Origin of the sequence: Vibrio sp. YQ_11 (assembly GCF_043103065.1) — a bacterium.
Classification (GTDB): Bacteria; Pseudomonadota; Gammaproteobacteria; order Enterobacterales; family Vibrionaceae; genus Vibrio; species Vibrio parahaemolyticus.
On sequence record NZ_JBICJM010000009.1, the window covers coordinates 159,073 to 182,722 of the forward strand.

The 23,650-nt window shown below is 42.5% G+C and carries 24 protein-coding genes; 8 read left to right on the forward strand and 16 right to left on the reverse strand.

Going from position 1 to position 23,650, the window contains the following annotated elements:
- The 11 genes from ACF8EG_RS06495 to ACF8EG_RS06545 all read right to left on the reverse strand — a co-directional run bounded on the left by ACF8EG_RS06495 (position 1) and on the right by ACF8EG_RS06545 (position 9,008).
- Complete coding sequence (locus tag ACF8EG_RS06495; RefSeq protein ID WP_082063947.1) at positions 1–555, reverse strand: TadE family protein; 555 nt, start codon at positions 553–555, stop codon at positions 1–3.
- Positions 556–664: 109 nt separating this feature from the next.
- Positions 665–1,363, reverse strand: coding sequence for a tetratricopeptide repeat protein (locus ACF8EG_RS06500; protein WP_141180364.1), 699 nt, complete (start codon positions 1,361–1,363; stop codon positions 665–667).
- Positions 1,363–2,223: a type II secretion system F family protein gene (locus tag ACF8EG_RS06505; protein WP_045545306.1), complete on the reverse strand. Its 861-nt coding sequence runs from the start codon at positions 2,221–2,223 to the stop codon at positions 1,363–1,365. Before ACF8EG_RS06505 ends, ACF8EG_RS06500 begins: the two co-directional genes overlap by 1 nt.
- Positions 2,220–3,122, reverse strand: a complete 903-nt coding sequence (locus tag ACF8EG_RS06510; protein ID WP_048852209.1) for a type II secretion system F family protein — start codon at positions 3,120–3,122, stop codon at positions 2,220–2,222. The genes ACF8EG_RS06505 and ACF8EG_RS06510 overlap by 4 nt, the downstream gene beginning before the upstream one ends.
- Positions 3,122–4,399, reverse strand: coding sequence for a CpaF family protein (locus ACF8EG_RS06515; protein WP_045545308.1), 1,278 nt, complete (start codon positions 4,397–4,399; stop codon positions 3,122–3,124). Before ACF8EG_RS06515 ends, ACF8EG_RS06510 begins: the two co-directional genes overlap by 1 nt.
- Positions 4,396–5,631, reverse strand: coding sequence for a CpaE family protein (locus tag ACF8EG_RS06520; protein WP_392419355.1), 1,236 nt, complete (start codon positions 5,629–5,631; stop codon positions 4,396–4,398). Before ACF8EG_RS06520 ends, ACF8EG_RS06515 begins: the two co-directional genes overlap by 4 nt.
- Complete coding sequence (locus ACF8EG_RS06525) at positions 5,631–6,107, reverse strand: hypothetical protein (protein WP_206926066.1); 477 nt, start codon at positions 6,105–6,107, stop codon at positions 5,631–5,633. Before ACF8EG_RS06525 ends, ACF8EG_RS06520 begins: the two co-directional genes overlap by 1 nt.
- Positions 6,104–7,465, reverse strand: a complete 1,362-nt coding sequence (locus ACF8EG_RS06530; protein WP_045545311.1) for a type II and III secretion system protein family protein — start codon at positions 7,463–7,465, stop codon at positions 6,104–6,106. Before ACF8EG_RS06530 ends, ACF8EG_RS06525 begins: the two co-directional genes overlap by 4 nt.
- Entirely contained in the window at positions 7,465–8,307 is an 843-nt protein-coding gene (gene cpaB / locus ACF8EG_RS06535; RefSeq protein ID WP_045545312.1) for a Flp pilus assembly protein CpaB, read from the reverse strand. The genes ACF8EG_RS06530 and cpaB overlap by 1 nt, the downstream gene beginning before the upstream one ends.
- A gap of 16 nt (positions 8,308–8,323) precedes the next feature.
- A complete protein-coding gene (locus ACF8EG_RS06540; protein WP_138938289.1) occupies positions 8,324–8,767 on the reverse strand; it encodes a prepilin peptidase in 444 nt (147 codons plus the stop codon).
- 31 nt (positions 8,768–8,798) lie between these two features.
- Positions 8,799–9,008, reverse strand: a complete 210-nt coding sequence (locus ACF8EG_RS06545; RefSeq protein WP_045545314.1) for a Flp family type IVb pilin — start codon at positions 9,006–9,008, stop codon at positions 8,799–8,801.
- Positions 9,009–9,322: 314 nt separating this feature from the next.
- On the opposite strand from ACF8EG_RS06545, the gene ACF8EG_RS06550 reads away from it, so the two are divergent.
- Positions 9,323–10,186 (forward strand): LysR family transcriptional regulator, encoded by an 864-nt coding sequence (locus ACF8EG_RS06550; RefSeq protein WP_045545315.1) that lies wholly within the window; start codon positions 9,323–9,325, stop codon positions 10,184–10,186.
- A gap of 134 nt (positions 10,187–10,320) precedes the next feature.
- A complete protein-coding gene (locus ACF8EG_RS06555) occupies positions 10,321–11,070 on the forward strand; it encodes a transglycosylase SLT domain-containing protein (RefSeq protein WP_161442947.1) in 750 nt (249 codons plus the stop codon).
- Positions 11,071–11,272: 202 nt separating this feature from the next.
- Here the strand turns inward: ACF8EG_RS06555 and ACF8EG_RS06560 are convergent, their stop codons facing one another.
- Positions 11,273–11,917 (reverse strand): helix-turn-helix transcriptional regulator, encoded by a 645-nt coding sequence (locus ACF8EG_RS06560; RefSeq protein ID WP_138938291.1) that lies wholly within the window; start codon positions 11,915–11,917, stop codon positions 11,273–11,275.
- Positions 11,918–12,486: 569 nt separating this feature from the next.
- Here ACF8EG_RS06560 and ACF8EG_RS06565 point away from each other — a divergent pair.
- Genes ACF8EG_RS06565 through ACF8EG_RS06580 form a run of 4 tightly spaced genes read left to right on the forward strand, consistent with a single transcriptional unit; the run spans position 12,487 to position 14,998 of the window.
- A complete protein-coding gene (locus ACF8EG_RS06565; protein WP_023624281.1) occupies positions 12,487–13,350 on the forward strand; it encodes a hypothetical protein in 864 nt (287 codons plus the stop codon).
- A gap of 20 nt (positions 13,351–13,370) precedes the next feature.
- On the forward strand, positions 13,371–13,694 hold the full coding sequence (locus ACF8EG_RS06570) for a hypothetical protein (protein ID WP_005380167.1): 324 nt from the start codon (positions 13,371–13,373) through the stop codon (positions 13,692–13,694).
- A 5-nt stretch (positions 13,695–13,699) separates the two neighbouring features.
- On the forward strand, positions 13,700–14,377 hold the full coding sequence (locus tag ACF8EG_RS06575; RefSeq protein ID WP_045545318.1) for a C39 family peptidase: 678 nt from the start codon (positions 13,700–13,702) through the stop codon (positions 14,375–14,377).
- Positions 14,378–14,431: 54 nt separating this feature from the next.
- Positions 14,432–14,998: a hypothetical protein gene (locus tag ACF8EG_RS06580; RefSeq protein WP_023624280.1), complete on the forward strand. Its 567-nt coding sequence runs from the start codon at positions 14,432–14,434 to the stop codon at positions 14,996–14,998.
- 297 nt (positions 14,999–15,295) lie between these two features.
- On the opposite strand, the gene ACF8EG_RS06585 is transcribed toward ACF8EG_RS06580, so the two are convergent.
- Positions 15,296–16,291, reverse strand: coding sequence for a transporter (locus ACF8EG_RS06585; RefSeq protein WP_023624279.1), 996 nt, complete (start codon positions 16,289–16,291; stop codon positions 15,296–15,298).
- A 366-nt stretch (positions 16,292–16,657) separates the two neighbouring features.
- Here ACF8EG_RS06585 and ACF8EG_RS06590 point away from each other — a divergent pair, with 366 nt between their 5' ends.
- Complete coding sequence (locus ACF8EG_RS06590; protein WP_069507387.1) at positions 16,658–18,349, forward strand: AMP-binding protein; 1,692 nt, start codon at positions 16,658–16,660, stop codon at positions 18,347–18,349.
- Positions 18,350–18,404: 55 nt separating this feature from the next.
- Here ACF8EG_RS06590 and ACF8EG_RS06595 read toward each other — a convergent pair whose 3' ends face one another.
- Positions 18,405–18,614, reverse strand: a complete 210-nt coding sequence (locus ACF8EG_RS06595; RefSeq protein ID WP_005456575.1) for a DUF1127 domain-containing protein — start codon at positions 18,612–18,614, stop codon at positions 18,405–18,407.
- Between the two features lie 98 nt (positions 18,615–18,712).
- Here ACF8EG_RS06595 and ACF8EG_RS06600 point away from each other — a divergent pair, with 98 nt between their 5' ends.
- The gene (locus ACF8EG_RS06600) at positions 18,713–19,639 is read left to right on the forward strand and encodes a LysR substrate-binding domain-containing protein (protein WP_069507388.1); all 927 of its coding nucleotides are present in this window, start codon (positions 18,713–18,715) and stop codon (positions 19,637–19,639) included.
- A gap of 200 nt (positions 19,640–19,839) precedes the next feature.
- Here the strand turns inward: ACF8EG_RS06600 and fusA are convergent, their stop codons facing one another.
- Both fusA and radA read right to left on the reverse strand, forming a co-directional pair.
- On the reverse strand, positions 19,840–21,930 hold the full coding sequence (gene fusA, locus ACF8EG_RS06605) for an elongation factor G (RefSeq protein ID WP_005456593.1): 2,091 nt from the start codon (positions 21,928–21,930) through the stop codon (positions 19,840–19,842).
- 216 nt (positions 21,931–22,146) lie between these two features.
- Positions 22,147–23,526, reverse strand: coding sequence for a DNA repair protein RadA (gene radA, locus ACF8EG_RS06610; RefSeq protein WP_141180368.1), 1,380 nt, complete (start codon positions 23,524–23,526; stop codon positions 22,147–22,149).
- Positions 23,527–23,650: the final 124 nt, after the last annotated feature.

Sequence of the window (23,650 nt, forward strand, 5' to 3'; positions counted from 1 at the left end):
TTATTCCTCCCAACCCTCGTGCTCTAAATTGATCAAAGTGCTTCTGACAATAGGCACAGTGGCACTAGAAAACACATTCAAAACCGGACGGTAATTGTACGTTAACGTAATCTCAGCAATCTGATAGCCCAAATCATCTTCCATCATTTCCGCATCTGAAAAGCTGCTATCTGCGATCAGATCCGGATAGGTTAAGTAGTACTTACCCGAAATACTAAAATTGTCCGCTGGAGTCAGCGCAGACCAAAGTGTTCCGCTCTCATTTAACGCTGCTCTCAATGTATTATTATAGCTACTATAGTTACTCCCACCCTCAAATATCTTAGTATTTCGCACCGTCTCTCTTAAGGCATACTCAACCACACTCATTGTATAAATACGTAGTCCCATCTCAAACAACATCAGCAGTGAAATCGCTAGCACCAATGCACCGAGCGCAAACTCTACAGCCGTAACCCCTTGTATTTTTTTCCGTGAACGCCTTGATGATGACTTACTCTTAGATCGAGATTTAGCGGCTACATTTCTTTGAAATTGAGTCAATAATCGTTTCATATTGTCCACCCTAATTATCGGTGTCACTTTTGTGGCTTTCGCTGTATCCCATGCCATATTTCAATGATGTAACTTTTTAATAGATTTCGTTTCTTATCGTTATCGCTTTTTATCGATGAAGCGTTTTGGATATTTGCGCAACTTGCGTATCAGAAAAAGTGCCCTCAAGTAACTCTTTGGCTTGCGATACTTCTCCTACCTTGAAAAAGGCAATGGCTAAGTTTGAACGTACTTTTTCATTGCTTTGGTTCTCCTGATAAACAGGGGCAAGCAGCGCGATTACGTCATGATATTGCTGCTGAGCTAAATAGACCACAGCGAGATTATTCTTAATGGCTACATCATTAAACCCCTTCAGGCGAGCTTGATTAAAAGCCCGTATAGCCAAAGAGAACTCACCCAAGTTACTATACGCAATGCCGGTTAGTACCTGAATTTCTCCGCTACTATTACCCATAGCGATGGAACGTTGGTACTGTTCCAACGCTAATGCATCTTCGCCTTCGAGGCTATGAACTTGCCCACCTAGCTGTGCAAGTCGCGCATTTTCAACTCCTAATTCAGATAAGTGCTGAACATAAAATTTTGCAGACTCCACATCCTCTTTTGCCAGATAAGCAAAAGCGAGATCCTGCATCACTTGTACATCGTTGGATTTTTGTTCTAAGCGTGCTTTGTAATGCTCAATAAGGCCTGCATGATTTTGTACACGTTTCATGCTTTCAACAGTACTTTCTTCGTTGTACGCCGTCGAGCTGCACCCCATGAGAGAAAAAAGTGTTAAAGCCATCAATGCGATTTTTTTCATTACCCACTCCCTGAAAGTGTCGAGAAATCGATTTGCAAGAAACCCGGAGCGAGGATAAAAATAACGATTGGAAACATGATCAGCAAAATAAGAGGCACACTCATTTTGGCTGATAGTTTCCCCATTCGCTCTTCTACTTCGAGTAAGTGAATTCGGCGCATGTCTTCAGCCAAGTCACTTAATACACCAGCAACAGAGGCGCCATAATGTAAGTTTTGGATAATGGTAAGCACAAAACTATTGATCTCTGGTGCAGGCAAGCGCAGCGACAGATCATGCAAGGCTTTTTCAATCCCGTGTACTTTCCCTGACTCGGACGTCTTATTGATTTGATAGCACAGATCTTTATCGAAGATTTTTAGCTCTTTGGCCAAATAAGCAAAAGATGCCTCAATGGTCATACCCGTTTGCACACACACCGACATAATATCGAGCACGTAGGGAAGGTTTTTTGAAATTTTACGCACAAGCCAACGTCGGCGTAACTCGAGTAAAAAGTCAGGTAACACAATAATGGTTACCGCTGCGATGAGGAGCAAAATGATTTTGCTATTAATGGCCACATCAATAAAGAAAATGACTAATGATGCCACCACAAAGAGAAAAGCTTTAAAAGGAAAGTAGTACTTCGCTAGCTGCTTATTGTAATAACCCGCGTTTAACAATTTTTGTTCTAAGTCTTTTTTACCACTCTCCCCAAATGCAACGATAAATGTTTCCATTTTTTGCTTTTTCATTTTTTTGGATTGGTGTTTTAAATATTTATTTAGTGCGATTTCACGCTTGCGTGTCGAGTAATAATCATAAAAGACAAAAGTCAGCGCGCAAACAATTAAAAACACACTTATTGCTAAAATCATCGCCTAACTCCTTTTACCAGAAGCCAAACAATAAACAGACCGATCAACTCACTACCGACAACATAATACAATACTAATTGTCCACGTGGGTCATTGAGCACAAATTCAATATGGTCGGGATTAATTTGACTAATAATGATAGCGAACACCAAAGGAATCGCTGCAACCACTTTGGCTGAAATTCTTGCCTCTGACGTCATTGCCATTTTTTTCGATTCTAGTGTTCTTGCATCAACTAAAATTCGAATTAAACGCGCTAATACATGTTTTAACTGTCCTCCTCGGTTCAGGTTGGCACGTACCGTAATGGTAAAAAAAACGTACTCAGGGTAAGGGAATGCTTTACACGAGCGCAATAATACTTTCTCTGGGTTTTCTCCCAATTTAAGTCGCTCACCCATTTCCCTAAATTCACGTCCAACTTCGCCATCCATATTCTCGCCTACAAACGAAAAGGCATGCATTAAACTTTCACCGGCGGTCACCGCACTCATTAAAATATTCAACGCATCGGGGAATTTTTTCTCAAAATCTAAACGACGTCGATTTTGCAGCCAGAAATATCCCCAAAATACTGAAAAAGTAAAAATGAGAAACGACATCAAGCGCGAATCAACATTCAGTAACTGATACACGACGTAATAACTGATATAAGCCGAGAGACACAAGAAAATAAAAATGATCACATATGCTCTGGGTCCGAGCACTTTTATTGCCGGTGATACCATGTTTTTAAAACGTTGCCACGGCTTTTGTTCGATTAACACATTAAGGTTAATTGCGGTAATGATATCTTCCTCCACCTCCACTTCTGGGAAATAGTTTTCTACTTTGCTCTTTTTGCCACTCAATAAGAACAAAATCGCGACACAAAATAGTATGAAAGATATCCATAAGATCATTTTCTTTCTCCTTGAAACGCTTTCATTAGCTCGTCATAGAGACCATAAAAGTGGGCTTTTTTCACCAACTCGGAGCGTTGCATTAAGCCTTCAGTAATAAAGCGGCCTCGGACTGCTTCACCATACCCAACTTCTTCATATTGGAAGCGAAAGATCTCCTCCATCACCACGCTATCACCTTCTAGTCCAATGATTTCTGATATGCTCGTGATTTTTCGCGAACCATCACGCAAGCGGCTAACTTGCACCACCAATTCAATAGCGCTGACAATAGCACGACGAATAGCGTCTAACGGTTGGTTTAAATTCGCCATCATCACCATCGATTCGACACGAGATATCGCATCTCGTGGTGAGTTTGCGTGCAAAGTAGACATGGAACCTTCATGGCCTGTATTCATCGCTTGCAACATCTCGAACGCCTCTGAGCCACGACACTCACCAAGGATGATACGGTCAGGTCGCATACGTAGCGCGTTGATCACAAGATCCCGTTGCGTCACTAGCCCTGTATGTTCAATGCTCTCAGCTCGGGTTTCCATGCGTACCAAGTTCGGTTGCTGTAGGCGCAGCTCTGCGGCATCCTCAATGGTTACAATGCGCTCATCTTCACCAATATATTGAGAGAGCGAATTGAGTAGTGTAGTTTTACCGGACCCAGTCCCCCCAGAGATCAAGATGTTCATCCTGCAGCGAGACGCGATAGACAAGAGCCTTGCCATGTCCATGGACATAGAACCAAACTCGACCAACTCCTCTAAGCCTATATTTTGCTCACGGAATTTACGAATAGAGATGGCGGTGCCATCTAACGCTATCGGCGGAATCACTACATTAACCCGGCTACCATCACTAAGACGGGCATCCACTGTGGGAGAGAGCTCATCCACACGACGTCCAACGCGCGCGGCAATTTGCTTGGCTATCGTACGTACTTGATCTTCGTCGATAAACGTAATGTCCGATTTTTCTAGTTTTCCATGTTTTTCATAAAAAACATTATTCGGCCCATTGACCATGATGTCAGTGATCGCTTTATCATCCACCAACGGCTGGATTGGACCGAGACCGAACAACTCATCTAGCATGCTTTTCACAAGGCTTGCTTTCATCATACTAGTCACGGGGCGATCAAAGTTAGTCGCTAACACATCTACCGCATTGCGAATTTGCCCCTCGATCTCAGGGCGCGCAAGAGATTGTATCGCTTCGACATCAAGTGCCTCGAAGATCTGTGCTCTAAACGCTGAATAAACCTCTTTATTAGAACTCATTTGACCCCCAACCTAGCGAGAAAACCGCCAGTGTGCTGAGCTGGCTGCCCGTTAATAAGACGTGTGAGATCATCAATAGTATGGCTAATACTGCGATCGTGTTTGTGAGCGCGTTTGCCTTCGAGCAATAGATGCGACAATGAACGACAGTAGGCCATATTAAGATTCACCTCCGAACCTAAGTATCGTTTTAGCTCTTTTTGCTCAATGACAAAGTTGTTCTCTGGTCGGTGATGATTGGCCAATGTAATAATACGAATCCGTTTGCTCATCGAGAGCTGCTTATTTTCTAGCTGTTCGAGTAGGGCTCGAGCATTCCGAATCGATGAAATGGAAGGCTCAAAAATCACGACGACCACATCGTAGTTTTCTATCAACATATGGGGTTCGACGTGAAAATCAATACTGCCAGAGAAGTCCTCAATGATGAAATTGGTATTACGACTGAGTAACTCACACAATGCCTGACTGTAATTAAAAACCTCTGCTTGAGATCGATCACTGCCTAACGACAGTAAGCGCAAGTTTTTACGTATTTTCGTTAGATAGCTGTTGGCACCTTCTGTATCAAGTTCATGTATTGGAACGGCATACTCGTCTATCGAACGTGGTTTAAAGTCGTCTAACGCCAGTAACACATCAATGTTGCTGTTGTTGTACTGGTGGTCGACAAGAATATTATCGATATCGTTCGATGCCAATTTAGAGCTGATCTCGGTCGCGATGAAAGAGGTTCCAATTCCACCTTTACTACCAACAACAGCCACACGCTTTGCCCGACGCTGCTTACTCACCCCTGTATAGGTTTGTAAATTGCGGTGCACGTTCATAATGAAATCTGCAAACTCATGCTTATTGATTGGCCAAAACAGGTAGTAAAACCCGATATCCTTTAACTGACGTAATACACTGATCGAATCTTCCGTACCTATCACTACAATACCTTTGTGAGTCGGCATTTGGTTAGTCAACCTTTGCGCATCAGTAACAATATCCTGCGATTCAGAAAGCTCCAAAATGACCATATTTCCGCTTTGCTCTGAATAAAAGTTTTTCGGCACCGCACTCTGCTTGATGCAGGTCGGTGCTGCCCAACCTTCAAACTCAAACATTTCTTTTACCAAGGCAACACATTCGTCACTTTGATAGAGCAGAACACAACCTACAGGGCCATGACTACCTTCTAAGACCGCTGGTTTGCTTTGATTAAGAGATTTTCCTAAATCAAACATTATAACCCCTCCACGATGCGTTCCTTGTGAGAGACTTGCTTCATCCTAGCCACTTCAGAAAAGCAATTTCGGCTTGGGTTAGCGCGTTCAATTTCTGCCGGTTTACACGCTTGTGTAATCATGGCATGGTAAGTAACTGTTAGTAGCAGATCGCTATCTATAGTGCTATTAGGCTTTAGTTCGAACGAGTCCGCACGCAAAGGTAATGTAGCTCTCGTTTTCAGGGTATGCTGTACCACTTTTTTCCCTTTGCTGTTGCGATATTCCAATAAATAATGGCCTCCGGAATCGATCTCACTGACTTTGTCGATGATGTCTCCGAGCTGCTCTGCAGATTCCGATACCGATTTTATCGTTAATTGATACACATGCGTTTCTGGGTAAATTAGGGCCTCTACGCCAGAGCCCGAAAAGTAACGCTCTGCACAGCCAGTGAGTAGAATGATACCTAACAATGTCATTAATGTTCGTCTCATTGGATGAATCCTCCCTGAGAAAGCAATTTGATGGTGGGGTCATTGCCTTTATTGCCAACGTCATTAGTATCCACGTTAAACCAACGGTGCAGAGTTGAGGTTTTTCTGATGTATGGAAGTTGAATCTCTTTATTCTTTATTGGCTTAACAAGATTGACTGTGGCAACAATGATCAACTCTGTATGGCGTCGGTCTGTGGATGCTTTCCGAAATGCCGCTCCCAAGATAGGCACATCACCCAGTAGAGGGGTTTTCTGTAACTCTTCAAGATCGGCACTGCTCATTAAGCCCCCCAAGACAAAGCTGTCGCCATCACCTAGCTCAATGGTGGTCATGGCTCGTCGAGTAGCAAACTGCGGTACTTCTATACCTGCAGCACGAATGTATCTTTCCACTTCACTAACTTCCGGGATCAAGCGCATACGGATTTTGTCTTCATGCAGCACCTTGGCAGTGAGATCAAGCTTAATACCAAACTCTCTAAAGGTGATGTTGATGTTACTATTAGTACTAACGACAATTGGTACTTCACCTCCAACTAAAAAGCTTGCCGACTCACCAGAAATCACAGTAAGATTGGGTTCAGCCAAAATTTGCGCTACGTTTTCATTTCCGAGTGCTGTAATCAATGTTGTTAAATCTGCGGCATCAAATTGTTGGAATAAGAACTCCCCCACATCAGCTCCAACAGAAGACCAATCAACACCTACAGTTTTCGAGAAACTTTCAGTCACTTGTGCTACAGAGATCTTAACGTTAACTTGCTGATCCGTGGCAACTTCTAGCAACTCCAAAATGCCTTCCCACGTCATGTTACGAGCAAAGATCATGCTTTGAGGTTCCTGTACATCAAACCCATCGCCCTTAAACTCAATAATGTCGGTATCTTCCCATTTCTCTACCTTCTTACGCCCCAGTAGTGTCGCCACCATGCGATAGATATCATCACGTTGTTGCTCAGAATCGACGATACCGCTTACTGCAACTTGCTGCCCCACCGACTCGACTTTGACATTTAGATCTGGATACATCAGCTTGATTTGACGACGCACGAGCGAGAGATCCACATCAACGATGATCCTCTGCGAGAGCAGCACTTTTTTCGAATTACCGTAAACGATAAGCCGTGCCTGCCCGACAGACTTGGCAAACACAACTACTGTATTTTCATTTACGACGTTGTAATCCACGACTTCTGGATCGCTGATAAAAATGGTAGAGATAGCTTCCTCTACCGCGATGTGCTGACCATCCCCCACGGTAATGTATTGCTCTGCAGCACACAGGGATGCGCTAAACAACACGCAGAGCAATGCACTCAACCCAAATTGCCAAGTGTTTCTAATTATTCCTACCATCACAGCTCTTCTCCTTGTGCTGATTGTCGAGATGAGCCTCTTAACTCGGCAACACCGCTGTAATTTCCTATCACGTCACGCACTTCTGCGAACACTGGCTCTTGATATTGATGTGTTCTGTATACTTCGAGATACATGGTTTTTTGCGCAATGGATAATTTAGCGATATCACTGGGCTCCACTTCGACCACGATGACGATCTGCTTTTCATCATCACTGCTGACGTTGGATTTAACAGGCGAGTCCACAGGCTCTTTGGAATTACCCACACTGAGCACTTTGACGTTACGTAAGATGTGGCGCGCACTCACACCGTTAAAATCGATACTCGTCCTGCGCTCGTCGGAAAGATTTTCTTGAGGTGAACCGACTGACAGCACATCCACATACACCCCAGGACGAATATAACCTTTGACTAAGTTACGTGTACTGACCAAAAGTGAATACGGCTCCTTACCTGCAGTAATGAGCACATCAATATGCCTTGGGTCACTCTCATCCACTTGGTATTCGGCAAACACAATTTTGCCTTGAGGCACATCATTGATAAGTAGCGTAGAAGGTGAAAAATCGAGTTGAATATCGCTATTGATCCCCTCTTCCAATGCCATGTCGAGCTGCATTTGCTCTCTTTCTACGTCTTCTATTCCGATGGCACTGCCACGTGTGAGATCGTGTTTGGCGCGCCATACCTGAACGTAGTGCACTTGAGGTTGATTAGAGTTATTATCTTGGGCCACGGTTTCCTGTTGTGGTGCTTGGGTCGACATTTGGCTAAACAGCCCGTAACCACCTATCACCAGTGCTAACAGTGCCAACACTAACCCGATACGAGATCGCATACGCTCCTCCCACCGATTAAACGGCTGAATTCAATAGAAGTGCTGTGAAAAAGCCACAGCAAATTGCAACGCCGTAAGGGAGGCCGATTTGTACATGCTCTTGCGCGCTTTTCTTAGTTATCCACCAACGTTTACACAGGTAAAATGTGGTAAGTACGCCCCCAAACACAGCTACAAGCATTAAAGCGGGCAGCAAAAAAGCGGTTGGAAGTGCCAAAGAAAAGGCTGCAATGAGTTTTACATCTCCCCCTCCCATTACATTAAAAATGTGAAGAACAAGCAGCGCAGACCAACAAATACCCAGTATCCAAGAGCTGTCGAGTGTATAGTCCGCACTGCCAATAACGATTGCCAAGAGCGCAATCATGCCTACGTGATGATTCTTTATTGTGCGATGGCGAAGGTCAGAAAACGATACCATCGCACAGAGCAGAGCCAGTAGGACATAAATCAGTAACACAGGGTTAACTAATATTGGTTTACAGTCGCGGCTAGTTATTAGCTGAATTTAGCGCTGAAGTGATTTTATCGAAGCCAATTTTAAGCTCATCAACTAAGCTGCCAGTGTTGTAAAAAACTAAAGCCAACATGGTTGCCATAGCAATAGCTATAAGACCATATTCAATCGCGGTCACGCCACGCTCGTCATTTCTTAGGTTGTTTAGGTAGTTGCTTGCGGTTACATAAAGTTTAGTAATCATGGTGTTACCCTCTTCCTTGTGTGCATAAAATTGTATTTCTCTATGAGCTTAGCTCGAAGGCTACCGTTTCATAAATAAGACACATCGGTAAAACCGATAGAAATTCACTATTTTTATTCCACGAATATCTAAAAATATTAAATATCATAAATATATAGTGACAATAAGGCCACTTTGAACCAAATCATGTTGAGCAATAGAAAAAAAGGTCACATATCTATGACATAAAAAAAGGTATTGATCACAAAAAAAACCAGAAATTATTCGATTAGAATAATATCCATTACGCTTACAATAGATACAGGAGAAACAAGATGAAACTAGCATTCGACAATCTAATCTCTTTTCATGCAGTGGTAACGTGTGGCTCATTCAGTGCAGGAGCGAGGAAGTTGGGCAAATCACAATCGACCGTAAGCGGTGCAGTTAAAAGCCTTGAAGGGATGCTTGGCTATCGTTTGATTGACCGCGAATCGCAACAGATTGGGCTCACGGAGCAGGGGAAAAAACTCTACCAACTAGTATCACCTCTAGTCAATAAATACCGAGATTTGAACCACGTCGCCGAGTCATTAATGCATTGCCAATCATTGCGCTTACGTTTGGGAGTTGACCCTTTAGTCTTTAGCCCTAAGGTAAGATCGACCTTGATTGCCTTGTGCGATACTTTTCCTGAGCTCGCGCTCACCATTGTAACAATGCCTAGCCACATGCTCGTCGATTGTATTGATAGACATGAAATCGACATAGCAATTGGCAACCCTTACCACCGAACTACTCGTAACTTTAATATTGATGAGCTATTTTGCGTACATTGTCATTGGGTCACACATCCCCAACAACTCAAAGTATCGAAACCGTACAAATCTCGCCTACTATTATTAGATGGTCACGAATACATCCTAAATTTATCGAATGTAGCCAATAATCTAGTTTGGGTGCTTGATGATATTAGATTAATGATTGAGCTTTGTATCGCGCAAAAAGGCATTGCTTTTGTACCACAGCACGCTCTTGAACAGAATCCATATGCTGAGATTCTGACCCTATATCCCAATGAGACGGGTCTATTTAGCAAGCAAATATACGCTTCTTTGATTTGGCCACTTCATACGGAGTACAGTAAATACAATCAATGGTTGCATGACAGGCTAAAAGGGAACATCCCTCACGTTTAGCAATAAGCCAACAAGATCTCAATATTTGGTTATTGGTGGACAAAAACGTAAGGTAATTAGACATGGTTTTAAATGGGAGTAAACTCCCCCTATCAAGGCTAAACAAGCTCATACAATGGCGACGACGTTTATCCATGACTATAACGCTACTTAGCTGCGCGCTATTTACCCAAGCAAAAATAACCACACTGGATCATGATGAAATCCAGAAGCAACAACACAGTTTTCTTGAAAGTAAAACTCTCCCTCCCCTGCCCCCGTCTCTATCAGCTACTCAGATGGTTGAGCTTAAAGGAAAAGGCCAGGCAAAAATACTAGAGAATCGCGCTCCAAAATTTTCACGAAGACTCCTTTCTGCTTGGGAATACGTTCCATTAGTGTCTCAAGCGGCAGAAAAGTGGCAAATCGAACCTGCGCTAATATTTGCCATTATTGACGCTGAAAGTGCGTTTAATCCTAAAGCACGCTCTGATAAAGGCGCCATTGGGTTAATGCAAATAATGCCTCAAGGTGCAGCGTTAGAAGTAGCACAAAAATACCACGATGAACATCAGGTAGAGAGCGAGAGATTATATCGGCCCGAGGTAAACATAGATATAGGAAGTGCTTATTTGCACATTCTAAACAATGTTCATTTGCAAGCGATAACGTCCGACACAAAGCGGCGGCTTGTCGTGATTTCTGCCTATAATTGTGGTTTATCTCGCGTAATGCAAACGCTTAGCAGGACTAACTCGTTACTCATGTTTTCACGCAATGTGAATAAAATGAGTGAAGAAGCGCTATATTTTGAACTCACACAGAAATTACCAATTCCCGAAACGCGCCTTTATGTTGCAAAAGTCATGCGTTTATATACACTTTATCTTGACGCATATCCTTGAAATTAATTATCAAACCAAAATGTTCTCAAAATGCGAGTGCTATGCATTCTAAGTTATCAATATCGAGCAGAACCCTGAGATATCCTAAACCTTTTCTCACCAATGTTGCGGATGTGACCTTATCACTTCTACGATATGCCTGTCTGACACGTCAACCCTTAAATCAAAAAATCATTAATCAATGGTTTGTATGCTTTACAACTTAACTTCTTGCGGTTAAGCCATTGTTCATTCGTACCAACTTAACCGCATCATGACGAGAATGGACATCGAGTTTTTTGTACAACTTGTATATATGGCTTTTCACTGTACTTTCAGATAAAAAAAGCCTTGAAGCAATTTGTTGATTTGAAATGCCGTACACAAGTAGCTCTAGAATCTGCTTCTCTCTGCATGTTAACTCATCATGCTGCTGTTCTTCGGACAAATTTGCATGCCGATAATTGAGGACTAACTTCTCTAAGTACATTCTTGGCAGCCACAACCCACCTTTCAGTACGTATTCCGCGCCATCACATATATGTGTCACTGATGCGCTTCGGAGCAAAATTCCTTTTAACAACTTCCAATGCAGTAAGTCCGTTTGTACTTTTTCACAAGGGACGTTGTGGAGCATAAAGGACCACCCAAATAGATCAAAATCTGGTAACTTTCCTTGCATTTCAAGCTGACGCATAAAATCGTAATCAATAAACATCAAATCGATACTGAGTGAGTGACTTCTGAACACCACTTCATCTGGTTGCATTATTTTTACATCGACATCATGAATGGAAGACAGCTGTTTTTTTATTAAGTTACTTTGCAAATTACTCTCAGCTAGCAGTATCAAGTGCTTCTTTTCCATAGTCCCACCACATTAACTTACCTGTTTCACCAACCCCCGTTTAAAAATAAATTGGGGATAGCAAAGAGAATTTATCTTCATTTTAAGTAGAAAATATAGCACTTCAGAATGATATCGCATTGCTTTTCAGCACCGAAAAAGACTTAAAAAGTATGAACCTATTATATTTTTATCCATACTTTTCAACCTGTGCTAGCATAAGGACATGATTTATAATATTAAATAATAAAGATAATAATTGGATAAAATGCCATTTATAAAAAATGGATGACTGCTCCGCTCAGTGCAATAGAACGAACTACTTCTTTATATTGGCTTCATTTCATACTTGATGAGTACTTAAAGTAAATACAAAAAATAACATTCTGATTATGTTATTTTTTTCCTTAATACCTTAAAGAGACGCACCTAAATACTCCCTTCCAGTCTGCGTCATTCTCAATAATGAGAACAGCTTTCACTGATCCTCTCTTATAATTTCATCGCTTCCCACAACATTTGAAGGAAGCAGCAAGAAGTTAAGTGCAGTCATTTTTAATCAGGAATATATAGGAAATGGAGTAATCGTTATGACTCTAAACAAAACAGGGCTTGCTTTAGCAATGTCAGCAATTTTATTTAGTGGCTCTCTAATCGCGAATGAGATCGATGATGGCAACGATAATATGCAATGGACTGACAGCGCCAATACTGCTATCGGTTTATCAGGCAGCTTTAACGACAACAGTGACAACAGTGCTTCATTGGGTGTTGGCGATAGCTTTAACGACAACAGTGACAACAGTGCTTCACTGGGTATCGGTGATAGCTTTAACGATAACAGCGATACTGACAACAGTGCAACTCTTGGCGTTGATGACAGCTTTAATGACAACAGCGACAATTCAAACTCGAGCATGAACACCGCTCAAAGCCACAACGATAATAGTACCAGTGCTGATCTTGATGTGAGCTTAACTAGTGATAGTAGTGATTCAAGTATCAATACAAATAGAAGCCACAACGACAACAGTGACTCTAGCGTCAACGGTAGCTTTAATGATAACAGCGATAATCGTAATCAAAGCGACAACCGTAACCAGAGTGATAACCGTAGCTACGCTGATTCAAGCACAACAAACTCGAACAGCTTTAACGACAATAGTAACTATCAAAGTGACTCGAGCTCAACAAATGTTGATAGCTTCAATCAAGTCCATATGGATACAGATATGGTTGTTGCGAGCTCAAGCCTAATGGGTGGTGTTACAGGTGCATCAGTTATTTATGCAACTAACGCAGATGATACTCGAGTTCGAGTTGAAAACATTAACACCCTTGGTGGTCTTGGTGGTGCTGCTGGTATTACTACCGTTGGTCAGAATGCTGGTTCAAATTCACTTGTACAACAATCTGTTACAACTAATGCAAGTGTGTTTACTGGGGGTGAGTAACCGACTAGTAGGAGAAAGCGATGCGTTTGGCAATCTGTACTTTGAGTATGATAGTTGCCTGCACTGCACTCGCTGATGACATTGCATTATCTGGCGGAGAAGTTAGCTTGGATATCATGAATGAATCAAGAGGTGGACAAAATGTTGAACTCGACTTGGTTTATGCAGAATCAGATATCAATGGTATTTCGTCAGATAATGTCGCGTCAAACACCGTGAGTGGTAACAATATACTATCAAGTGGAGCGTTCGCAGACAGTTCGGGTATATCCAACGTAATTCAGAACAGCGGAAACAACGTTTTAATCCAGAACTCTACCGTCGTTAACCTGACACTCAAGTAAACAATATGAAAGTATTAAATAACTTAATTTGGCTGATGCTCGTTTATTCAGCATCAGCCATTTCATTAGAACTGCTACCTTACCGAGCACATTACTCTGTTCCTGTTAAAAGCTACAAAGAAATAGTGTTTGGTGATGTTTTTCGCCAACAGTATGACTTCAGCTGTGGCTCTGCCGCCCTGGCTTCTCTTCTCACTTTTCATTATGCAACAGAGTCATCTGAACAAGATATCTTCAAAAGCATGTTTGAAAAAGGTGATAAAGAAAAAATCAAAGAGAAAGGTTTTTCTTTGTTGGAAATGAAGTTTTACTTGGATTCCATAGGGTTACGTTCTGACGGTTTTCAAGTAGGACTGGAGAAAATTAAAGAAGTCGGTGTCCCTGGGATTACTCTCGTTAATTTCGATGGGTATATGCATTTTGTTGTAATCAGAGGTATAAACAATCACTCAGTTATTCTAGGAGACCCTTCTAGAGGAACCATGATAATGAAACTGGATGAGTTTGAAAAATATTACCAAGGAATTGTGTTACTGGTCCGTAACGAAGCGGAAATGGGACGGTCTAGCTTTATAACCAATGATAATTTCACCGTATATCAAAGATCACCATTAGAAACAGGCGTGTCTAGAGATTCCTTGGGGGTATTTAGCATTACTCTACCAGTTTCCGGTGAAAATTAATCTAACAGTATTTTAAATAACTTTAAGAATCTAACAACCTGAAAGGCCTGCATTATGAACTACAATAAATTTTTGTTAGTGCTTTGTATGCTAATACCTCATTTTAATGTGGATGCTAAAGATGTTGGCCTACAAGAGCTTACTCCTCTTTCAAATTCATCTTTAGAAGAATATCGAGGTGGTTTCCAAATTACGGACGAGTATATTATTAATATTGGATTAAGCATTACTACGACTATAAATGGCGATGATATTTTGAACACAAATATTGCCAACTTAGTAATTGAAAATGGTAATTTAAAAAACATTAGCGCAAATAGTGAAAATCAAAGTGGAGATGTTTTCAACCAGGGTATTGTTAACATCATACAATTTGGTGAAGGAAATATTATTGGAGATGATTCTATAGATTCACCAAAAATGCCTTCGTCTCAAAATCCTAATATAATAAGTTCAGACTTTATAAATTCAAGCATTATCAATATTATTCAAAACACGAAAGATAACAGTATTATTGGACTTAGCACGCTCGTAGACATTGATGCTCAAGTAAATGGGGTAATACGGGAAATCAAAGCAAACCAACAACTCGAAGATGCTTTATTGAATCATTTGCAATAAAAATGTCATTTAGCCTATAAACCGAGACTACTACTTATTATGTCATATATTTTATAACTTTAAAAAATATGACATATCAGTTCCTAATTAAATTTTTTCTAATATAAGTACTTTTTCAAATCGTAGATTACACGTTAAAGAAGAAATAACCACTAACTCAATTTAACATGCTTAGTTTTTGTAAATTAAATGCTCTAAATTAAGGTCAACATGAGACCTTAGTAAACCTGACGTAAAAAGTGCATCGATGGTACTTCAATTAGATCGACATACATAAACGCTATCAGAAATTAAGTATCATAAATTGAACGGTACTCTAACCGTCAATTGAAAGTCAGGAGTATCTTCAGTTAGCCCAGCCTGCGCACTGATATTGATAGACGATCTTTGGCTAAACGCATAATTTATTCCAAAAGTAAGTGCATCTAGTTGAAGCAATTTTGCATCATCTGCTGAGCTTCCATTCACCTTGCTTTTCAAGATAGTTTTATGACTCAGTCCTAATGAGAAGGAAAGATCAGGGTTTACAGCAAATCCCATCCCTCCCGAAAGAGAAATAGTGTCTCCTAGTTCAACATCAGCTTTTGTGTCACCAACCTTAACAGTATCCTCTAAGTTGTAGATGTAACTGATGCTAGCAAACAAAACTGCAGGATCAACAGGATGAATAAGAGACAAATTTGGTTCAAAGCTCCAAAAACCAGAGCCAGTAGGTACATCACTAAATGAGTTGCTACCATCTTCAATGGACACATCATAAGGTGAGCGGCCTGTGTCTGACTTTATTCTCAAACCACCAACCCAGTATGGTGCAGATTCAAAGTTAAACTGGTGTCTCAAAGCAAACTCTAAATCCCCTAGACCGCCACCATCTACCGTAGTATTGACCACATTGCTATTAGATCCATCTTGAATAGGTCTTGTAGAAACTTGATCATTACGATAAACGTATGGTACTCGAATCTCTAATTCTGTAGCATTTGTTAAACCATAACGCGCGGTTAATCCAACTGTTACCGTGGTTCTATCCGAATCACTAACCTCGATGCGACCAACGATCAACGTTGGCAACACCGTATACCCAACAACAGAAACTTTATTTGAAGAGTTCTGCGTATAACTTAGAGACGAATCAAACGACCACTTCCCTTTGGGAGTTAAGACCCCTGGACGCTCAATAACATCACCAACTGTTTGTGCTCTCTGAGGTATATCATCGCCCTCGGCACAGTACGCTTGACCAACTAAAAATAAGCTACAAAGATAACTCCCTAACAAACTCTTCCTTAACATCACATTTTCCTTTTTCTAATGATCTAATCCAAGCAAACTTGGGCTGCACCTTAAAGAGAAGCCTCTTACTTTTCATAGTAGAGCCAATAATGAGAACACTTCCAACAAGTATCCGAATCGTGATTCAACATTAAACTACTCATTTATAAATGATTAGAATAGATTCTCAGATTTCGCAATAATGTTTTTAAAATAAATCGCTTATCTTTGACATCAACTAGAGATGAAGAAAAAATCGTCAATTGCAAATCGCTATGATCTCCACAGAATTCATCAAAATGCGTTCCCGTGTCGTAATTCAACATGCTAAAGTTAACAATGCGTTAACAATTATAAATACAACGAGAAGACATGGAGTCACCAAACATGAATCAGCCGAAAATAAATAGCACTGCTGGTTGCGCTCTCCCACCACCAAATGAAATGATTCTTAAATGGGCAGCGGAGCGCCCGAATGAGGTCTACCTAAAACAAATCATTAACCGACAGTTTGTCGAGTTTACTTACGCAGAAGTCGCCGATCAGGCTCTCAAGCTCGTCAGTGCACTACGTGGGCTGGGTATTCAGCCTGGCGATAAAGTCGCACTGGTATCGAAAAACTGCGCAGAGTGGTTTATCTGCGATTTGGCCATGATGCTAGGGGATTACGTAAGCGTACCTATTTTCCCTACCGCAGGGGCAGACACGATTGAATACTGTGTAACTCACAGTGAAAGTAAGGCGCTGATCGGGGGGAAGCTTGATGACCCAGCAGCAACTCAGCAAGTCATTGATGCCATGCCAGAGCTTATCAGCATCGCGCTGCCGTATGATTCAGCACCACAATGCCAATACCAGTTCAACGCTTTGATTGCGGATGCCGTGCCAAGTGAAGAGCGTCCACAACACTACGACGATAAGTTGATGTCATTGGTGTATACCTCCGGCACATCAGGTTTGCCAAAAGGCGCAATGCTGACTTACGGAGCGTTTAGTTGGTCGGTACAACAGCTGATCAACCACATCGGCATTCAAGCTAACGACCGACTCTTTTCCTACCTACCATTGGCACATATTACTGAACGCGTTTATATTTTTGGCTCATCCATCATGGGTGGCGTACCAACGGCTTTCCCAGAGTCGCTCGATACTTTTATCGAAGACGTGAAAATGCACCGCCCAACCTTGTTCATTTCTGTACCGAGATTATGGACTCTGTTCCAGCAACGCATTCAAGACAAACTTCCACAGAAAAAATTGAATTTCTTACTGAAAATACCGTTCGTAAATTCGCTGATTAAGAAAAAGCTCGCCGAAGGGCTGGGGTTAGATCAAGCGCGAGTTTTGGGTTGTGGTTCTGCTCCGGTATCACCCGCACTATTAGATTGGTACCACAGCGTTGGCCTAAACATCACCGAAGCATGGGGGATGACGGAATCCTTCGCTTACAGCACCATAAACTATCCATTTAGGGCAGATAAAATTGGTACCGTGGGTAACGCAGGCCCCGGCATTGAGTTAAAAATTGCCGATGACAGCGAAATCATGGTGCGCGGTAAAGGATTGTTCTCTGGCTACTACAAGAATGACATCGCAACTCAAGAATCTTTTGATTCAGATGGTTGGCTGCACACCGGCGATATTGGCGCAATTGATAAAGATGGCTACCTCACCATTCAAGGTCGCAAAAAAGACACGTTCAAAACCGCCAAGGGTAAATTTGTCTCTCCAGTACCGATTGAGAAAAAACTCTTCGAGTACAGCCGTGTAGAAATGATGTGCCTGATTGGCTTAGGCTTACCTGGCCCTATTCTTCTTGTGGTGCCGCATGATTTTCCTCATTTCGACAAGGAGCGTTATGCTCGTACGACAAAAAAAGTCATTGCGCGCATGAATCAAGAATTGGCCTCTCATGAACAGATCAAAGGCGTATTGATGATCAAAGAGCCATGGAGTATTGAAAATGGAGTGTTGACACCAACACTCAAAATCAAACGCCATGTATTGGAACAAAAATACCACGAGCTTGGCCACAACTGGCCGAAAGATGAATTAATCTTGTGGGAAGAAGACTTGTAACCAAGCAAAGCACTCCTCAAAGCTATTGGGGAGTGCTCTTTATTCTTGCTTCAAACTACTCTCTCCAAAATGGTTTGCTGACTTCATCACGAATCTCATTCGCTTCTAATCCAATGTCATCCCACAAATGTTCAGGTAAGTCCTTCAAGTGTCGGCGCGTCCGATAGTTCCTTCGCCAAACTACCAGTTTAGAATAAATTAACTGTAACCAAGTCTGACGACTGACTGGGATCACTTGTTCACAAGTTTGCGTCACGTTTTCCATGTTTAGGCTTCCTATTACAATATTGACCAGTTAATAATCGGAGACTACGCTGATATCCTCAAACGATAGAATCTGCCATTGAGTTAAGGAAAACTAATGTGAAAGATCGAATGCCACCATTACAGGGCTTGTACTATTTTTTCATCGCAGCAAAGGAAGGCAGTTTTAAAACCGCAGCCAAGAATCTATTTGTTACCCCCGCAGCCATCAGCCAACAAATTCGTCAGCTTGAGGAGTTTTTAGGGACGGACTTGTTTGTTCGTCAACACAGAAAAATTGTGCTGACGCCAGAAGGGGAACTGCTATTTACTCAGGCAGAAAGAGGGTTTGCCCATTTGCAGCAAGGCGTACGCCTTGTCAACCAGGATCCAAACCCGAACCATCTTTCAATATCAACACTGCCCTCCTTTGCCCACCATTGGTTGGTGCCTAAAATCACCGCCTTTCGTCAACGTCATCCTGATATTGCCCTATTACTAGAGCCCACAAATGATCTCGTCTCTTTTCAAGATAGTCAGATAGATTTGTGCGTTCGCTACGGATTAGGAAAATACCCAAATTTAGAATCGCAGTGGCTGATGGACGAAGCCTTTTACCCAGCATGTCATCCGATGTATCAGAAGGAACATGGCATCTATAGCATCGAAGATTTAAGCAAAGCAGAGCTCATCGAAGACGTGTGGCCCGATCTCGACTGGAACATGTGGTTAGCAAGACTTGGACACTCTGCGGCAAAGCCCGCTTTAAAATACAGTGGCTCGCACTTAGTGTTGGAAGCTGCGTTATCCCTACAAGGTGTAGCGCTCGTCAAACACAGCTTGGCGTATAAATATTTTCGGACGGGTAAACTGGTTCGTATTGGCGACATCGCGATAAAACCTAGATTTGCGTACTACCTATGTGCACCCAAGGGTTACTTGAAGCGACCAAAAGCACAACTATTTGCCCAGTGGTTAAAAGAAGAGATAGACACATTTGAAAAGTCAGTGACACAAGATTTTGAAATTATCGAGCTCGATAAATAAGCACGTCTTACTTCAAAAGGAGTTTTGCTAAACAGCAAGAGAACGACCAAGTTCGGTGATGAATGTTAGCCAGCATCTCAGCATCAAAGTAAAGCAAACTTAAAAGATGAACGTTGATGACTCTTCAAACAACTTTCGGCCATAGATATAAAAAGCCCCGCACGAGGCGGGGCTTTAAAATCATAGAGTTAACTTAAGAATTACTTCTTAGCGTTACGCTCTTTAACGTCAGCAATTACTTGCTCAGCAACGTTGTTTGGACATGGTGAGTAGTGTGAGAACTCCATAGAGAACTGACCACGACCAGATGTCATTGTACGTAGAGTACCGATGTAACCGAACATTTCTGATAGAGGTACATCACCCTTGATGCGTACGCCAGTAGTACCAGCTTGTTGGTCTTTGATCATACCACGACGACGGTTAAGGTCACCGATTACGTCACCAACGTGATCTTCTGGAGTGAACACGTCAACTTTCATGATTGGCTCAAGAAGTTGCGCGCCAGCTTTAGGCATAGACTGACGGAATGCGCCTTTAGCAGCGATTTCGTAAGCGATAGCTGAAGAGTCAACTGCGTGGAAACCACCGTCGTAAAGTTCAACTTCTACGTCTAGAGTAGGGAAGCCAGCTAGAACACCAGTTTCCATCATGCCAGCGAAGCCTTTCTCAACTGCAGGCCAGAATTCTTTAGGTACGTTACCACCAACAACTGTTGATTTGAACGTGAAGCCTGAACCAACTTCACCTGGTTTGATACGGTAGTCGATTTTCGCGAACTGACCAGAACCACCAGACTGTTTCTTGTGAGTGTAGCTGTCTTCGATTGCTTGAGTGATAGTTTCACGGTAAGCAACCTGAGGAGCACCTACTTCTAGCTCAACGCCGTAAGTACGTTTTAGGATATCAACTTTGATATCTAGGTGAAGTTCACCCATACCTTTTAGGATAGTTTCGCCAGACTCTTCGTCAGTCTCAACTTGGAATGATGGATCTTCTGCAACCATCTTACCAATAGCGATACCCATCTTCTCAGAACCGCCTTTATCTTTAGGCTTAACAGCGATAGAGATTACTGGTTCAGGGAAGATCATTGGTTCTAGAGTACATTCGTGTTTAGGATCACATAGAGTGTGACCAGTTTGAACGTTCTTCATACCAACTACAGCGATGATGTCACCAGCTTGTGCTGAATCGATCTCGTTACGCTCGTCTGCGTGCATCTCAACCATACGGCCGATACGCTCTGTTTTACCAGTTGCAGAGTTAAGAACTGTGTCGCCTTTCTTCATCTTACCAGAGTAGATACGGATGAAGGTTAGAGCACCGAAACGGTCGTCCATGATTTTGAACGCAAGCGCTTTTAGTGGCTCGTCTGCAGATACAGTTGCAACTTCACCAGTCGCTTCACCTGTGTCAGGATCAGTTAGAGGCTGTGGATCAACTTCTGTTGGCGATGGTAGGTAATCTACTACCGCGTCAAGAATAAGTTGCATACCTTTGTTCTTGTACGCTGAACCACAGTAAGTTGGGAAGAATGCTAGGTCACGTGTACCTTTACGGATACAACGTTTGATGTCTTCTACAGATGGCTCTTCGCCTTCTTCTAGGTAAGCCATCATTAGATCTTCGTCTTGCTCTAGAGCAGTTTCGATTAGCATTTCACGGTATTCAGCTGCTTTGTCTACCATGTCTGCTGGGATTTCTTGAACTTCGTAGTTCTCTGGCTGGCCAGACTCGTCCCATACGTAAGCTTGTTGGCTTAGTACGTCTACAACACCTACGAAATCTTCTTCGATACCGATAGGTAGAGTCATTACTAGAGGAGTTGCACCTAGAACGTTTTGTACTTGGTCTACAACTTTGTAGAAGTCTGCGCCCATACGGTCTAGTTTGTTAACGAAGATCAGACGAGATACGTGTGATTCGTCAGCGTAACGCCAGTTAGTTTCTGACTGAGGCTCAACACCACCAGAACCACAGAATACACCGATACCACCGTCAAGTACTTTTAGAGAACGGTAAACTTCGATAGTGAAGTCAACGTGTCCAGGAGTATCGATGATGTTTAGACGGTGATCGTTCCAGAAACAAGTTGTTGCTGCAGACTGGATTGTGATACCACGCTCAGCTTCCTGCTCCATGAAGTCAGTAGTAGTTGAACCGTCGTGAGTGTCACCGATCTTATGGATCTTACCAGTTAGCTTTAGGATACGCTCTGTAGAGGTAGTTTTACCCGCGTCTACGTGAGCAAAAATACCAATGTTTCTGTATTTTGATAAATCAGTCATTGTCTTACTCTGTTAATAAGGTATAAAGTGCGCGCAGAGTATATCACATTCTGTCAATACTGATACCCTTGCGTGCAGATGGAAGAAAAAAAATTTTAACGTGAATTTTCCGTCCTCAAAGGATAGTCAAACATAGCGATTTATGTACTTTATTCGTTCTATATTCAGGACGGAATGAACAGTTTGTGAGCCCACAAATACCATTCTTTTTCAGCATTACAGCTCGTCAAAAACCTCAATAGCCTCTGACAACTTCTTAACGCCGTGGATTTGCATCCCCGGAATGCCACCTTTTGGCATATTAGCAGCCGGGACAATTGCCTTTTTGAAGCCGTGCTTAAATGCCTCGTTCAAACGCTCTTGGCCACTCGGTACCGGGCGAATCTCGCCAGCCAAACCAACTTCGCCAAATACCACCACATCTTTTGGCAACGGACGATCGCGAAAGCTTGATAGTAACGCCATCACTAAAGCAAGATCCGCACTGGTTTCTGTTACCTTAACGCCGCCGACCACATTCACAAACACGTCTTGATCGGCCATTTGCAGACCACCGTGCTTATGCAGTACGGCTAATAATAAGGAGAGACGATTCTGCTCCAAACCAACCGCTACGCGACGAGGGTTTGCCAATTGCGAGTAGTCCACCAGCGCTTGAATCTCTACTAATAGAGGACGTGTACCTTCCCACACAACCATGACCGAAGATCCTGACGTCTCTTCTTCGCCACGAGAAAGGAAAATCGCCGATGGGTTACTTACTTCTTTCAGTCCCTGCCCCGTCATCGCAAACACGCCTAATTCATTTACCGCACCAAAACGGTTTTTGTGGCTGCGCAGTGTACGGAAACGACTATCTGTTCCGCCATCAAGCAAGACAGAACAGTCAATAATGTGCTCAAGGACTTTAGGGCCGGCAAGAGTACCATCTTTCGTTACGTGACCAACAATAAATACCGCAACATTGTTCTGTTTTGCGTATCGCGTCAGTGCCGTCGCAGATTCTCGCACCTGAGCAACACTGCCCGGTGACGATTGAACATCAGAAACGTGCATAACCTGAATCGAGTCAATCACCATAATTCTGGGCTGCTCTTTCTCTGCAATTTGGCAAATTTTATCGACGTTGGTTTCTGATAGCATCTTCAGGTGCTCTTTTGGCAGACCAAGACGAGACGCGCGCATCGCAACCTGTTGAAGCGATTCCTCACCCGTAACGTAAAGTGTCGGCATCAGCCCTGATAACGTACACATAGTTTGAAGAAGCAACGTCGACTTACCCGCTCCAGGGTTACCACCTATCAGAATCGCCGCACCAGGTACGACACCACCACCAAGCACACGATCGAGCTCTTTAAAACCACTAGTGAATCGCGGCACTTCTTGCAGATCGATTTCAGATAAGGTTTGGACTTTCGATTCTGTCGCCGAACCAGCATAACCGCTTAAGCGTTCATTGCGAGCAACGGTTGGCGAAGCAGCAATGCGCACCTCTGTGATCGTATTCCATGCACCACACGCATTACATTGTCCCTGCCAACGTGGAAAATCCGCGCCACAATCATTACAAACATACGCTCGTTTTGCTTTCGCCATGATGCCTCGATTTTTTCTACAAATGTGACCAAGCACAGCCAAGTCAGATCTAATCTGAAATGAACTATTGATATACTTAAGTTTTACTTTACTTAGTCGATACAAATTAAAGTAACGACATACT

Bases quoted from the DNA above. Each gene is read 5' to 3' on its own strand.
- ACF8EG_RS06495 (WP_082063947.1), bottom strand. From the start codon at position 555: ATGAAACGATTATTGACTCAATTTCAAAGAAATGTAGCCGCTAAATCT.
- ACF8EG_RS06500 (WP_141180364.1), bottom strand. From the start codon at position 1,363: ATGAAAAAAATCGCATTGATGGCTTTAACACTTTTTTCTCTCATGGGG.
- ACF8EG_RS06505 (WP_045545306.1), bottom strand. From the start codon at position 2,223: ATGATTTTAGCAATAAGTGTGTTTTTAATTGTTTGCGCGCTGACTTTT.
- ACF8EG_RS06515 (WP_045545308.1), bottom strand. From the start codon at position 4,399: ATGAGTTCTAATAAAGAGGTTTATTCAGCGTTTAGAGCACAGATCTTC.
- ACF8EG_RS06520 (WP_392419355.1), bottom strand. From the start codon at position 5,631: ATGTTTGATTTAGGAAAATCTCTTAATCAAAGCAAACCAGCGGTCTTA.
- ACF8EG_RS06525 (WP_206926066.1), bottom strand. From the start codon at position 6,107: ATGAGACGAACATTAATGACATTGTTAGGTATCATTCTACTCACTGGC.
- ACF8EG_RS06530 (WP_045545311.1), bottom strand. From the start codon at position 7,465: ATGGTAGGAATAATTAGAAACACTTGGCAATTTGGGTTGAGTGCATTG.
- cpaB (WP_045545312.1), bottom strand. From the start codon at position 8,307: ATGCGATCTCGTATCGGGTTAGTGTTGGCACTGTTAGCACTGGTGATA.
- ACF8EG_RS06545 (WP_045545314.1), bottom strand. From the start codon at position 9,008: ATGATTACTAAACTTTATGTAACCGCAAGCAACTACCTAAACAACCTA.
- ACF8EG_RS06550 (WP_045545315.1), top strand. From the start codon at position 9,323: ATGAAACTAGCATTCGACAATCTAATCTCTTTTCATGCAGTGGTAACG.
- ACF8EG_RS06555 (WP_161442947.1), top strand. From the start codon at position 10,321: ATGACTATAACGCTACTTAGCTGCGCGCTATTTACCCAAGCAAAAATA.
- ACF8EG_RS06560 (WP_138938291.1), bottom strand. From the start codon at position 11,917: ATGGAAAAGAAGCACTTGATACTGCTAGCTGAGAGTAATTTGCAAAGT.
- ACF8EG_RS06565 (WP_023624281.1), top strand. From the start codon at position 12,487: ATGACTCTAAACAAAACAGGGCTTGCTTTAGCAATGTCAGCAATTTTA.
- ACF8EG_RS06570 (WP_005380167.1), top strand. From the start codon at position 13,371: ATGCGTTTGGCAATCTGTACTTTGAGTATGATAGTTGCCTGCACTGCA.
- ACF8EG_RS06575 (WP_045545318.1), top strand. From the start codon at position 13,700: ATGAAAGTATTAAATAACTTAATTTGGCTGATGCTCGTTTATTCAGCA.
- ACF8EG_RS06580 (WP_023624280.1), top strand. From the start codon at position 14,432: ATGAACTACAATAAATTTTTGTTAGTGCTTTGTATGCTAATACCTCAT.
- ACF8EG_RS06585 (WP_023624279.1), bottom strand. From the start codon at position 16,291: ATGTTAAGGAAGAGTTTGTTAGGGAGTTATCTTTGTAGCTTATTTTTA.
- ACF8EG_RS06590 (WP_069507387.1), top strand. From the start codon at position 16,658: ATGAATCAGCCGAAAATAAATAGCACTGCTGGTTGCGCTCTCCCACCA.
- ACF8EG_RS06595 (WP_005456575.1), bottom strand. From the start codon at position 18,614: ATGGAAAACGTGACGCAAACTTGTGAACAAGTGATCCCAGTCAGTCGT.
- fusA (WP_005456593.1), bottom strand. From the start codon at position 21,930: ATGACTGATTTATCAAAATACAGAAACATTGGTATTTTTGCTCACGTA.
- radA (WP_141180368.1), bottom strand. From the start codon at position 23,526: ATGGCGAAAGCAAAACGAGCGTATGTTTGTAATGATTGTGGCGCGGAT.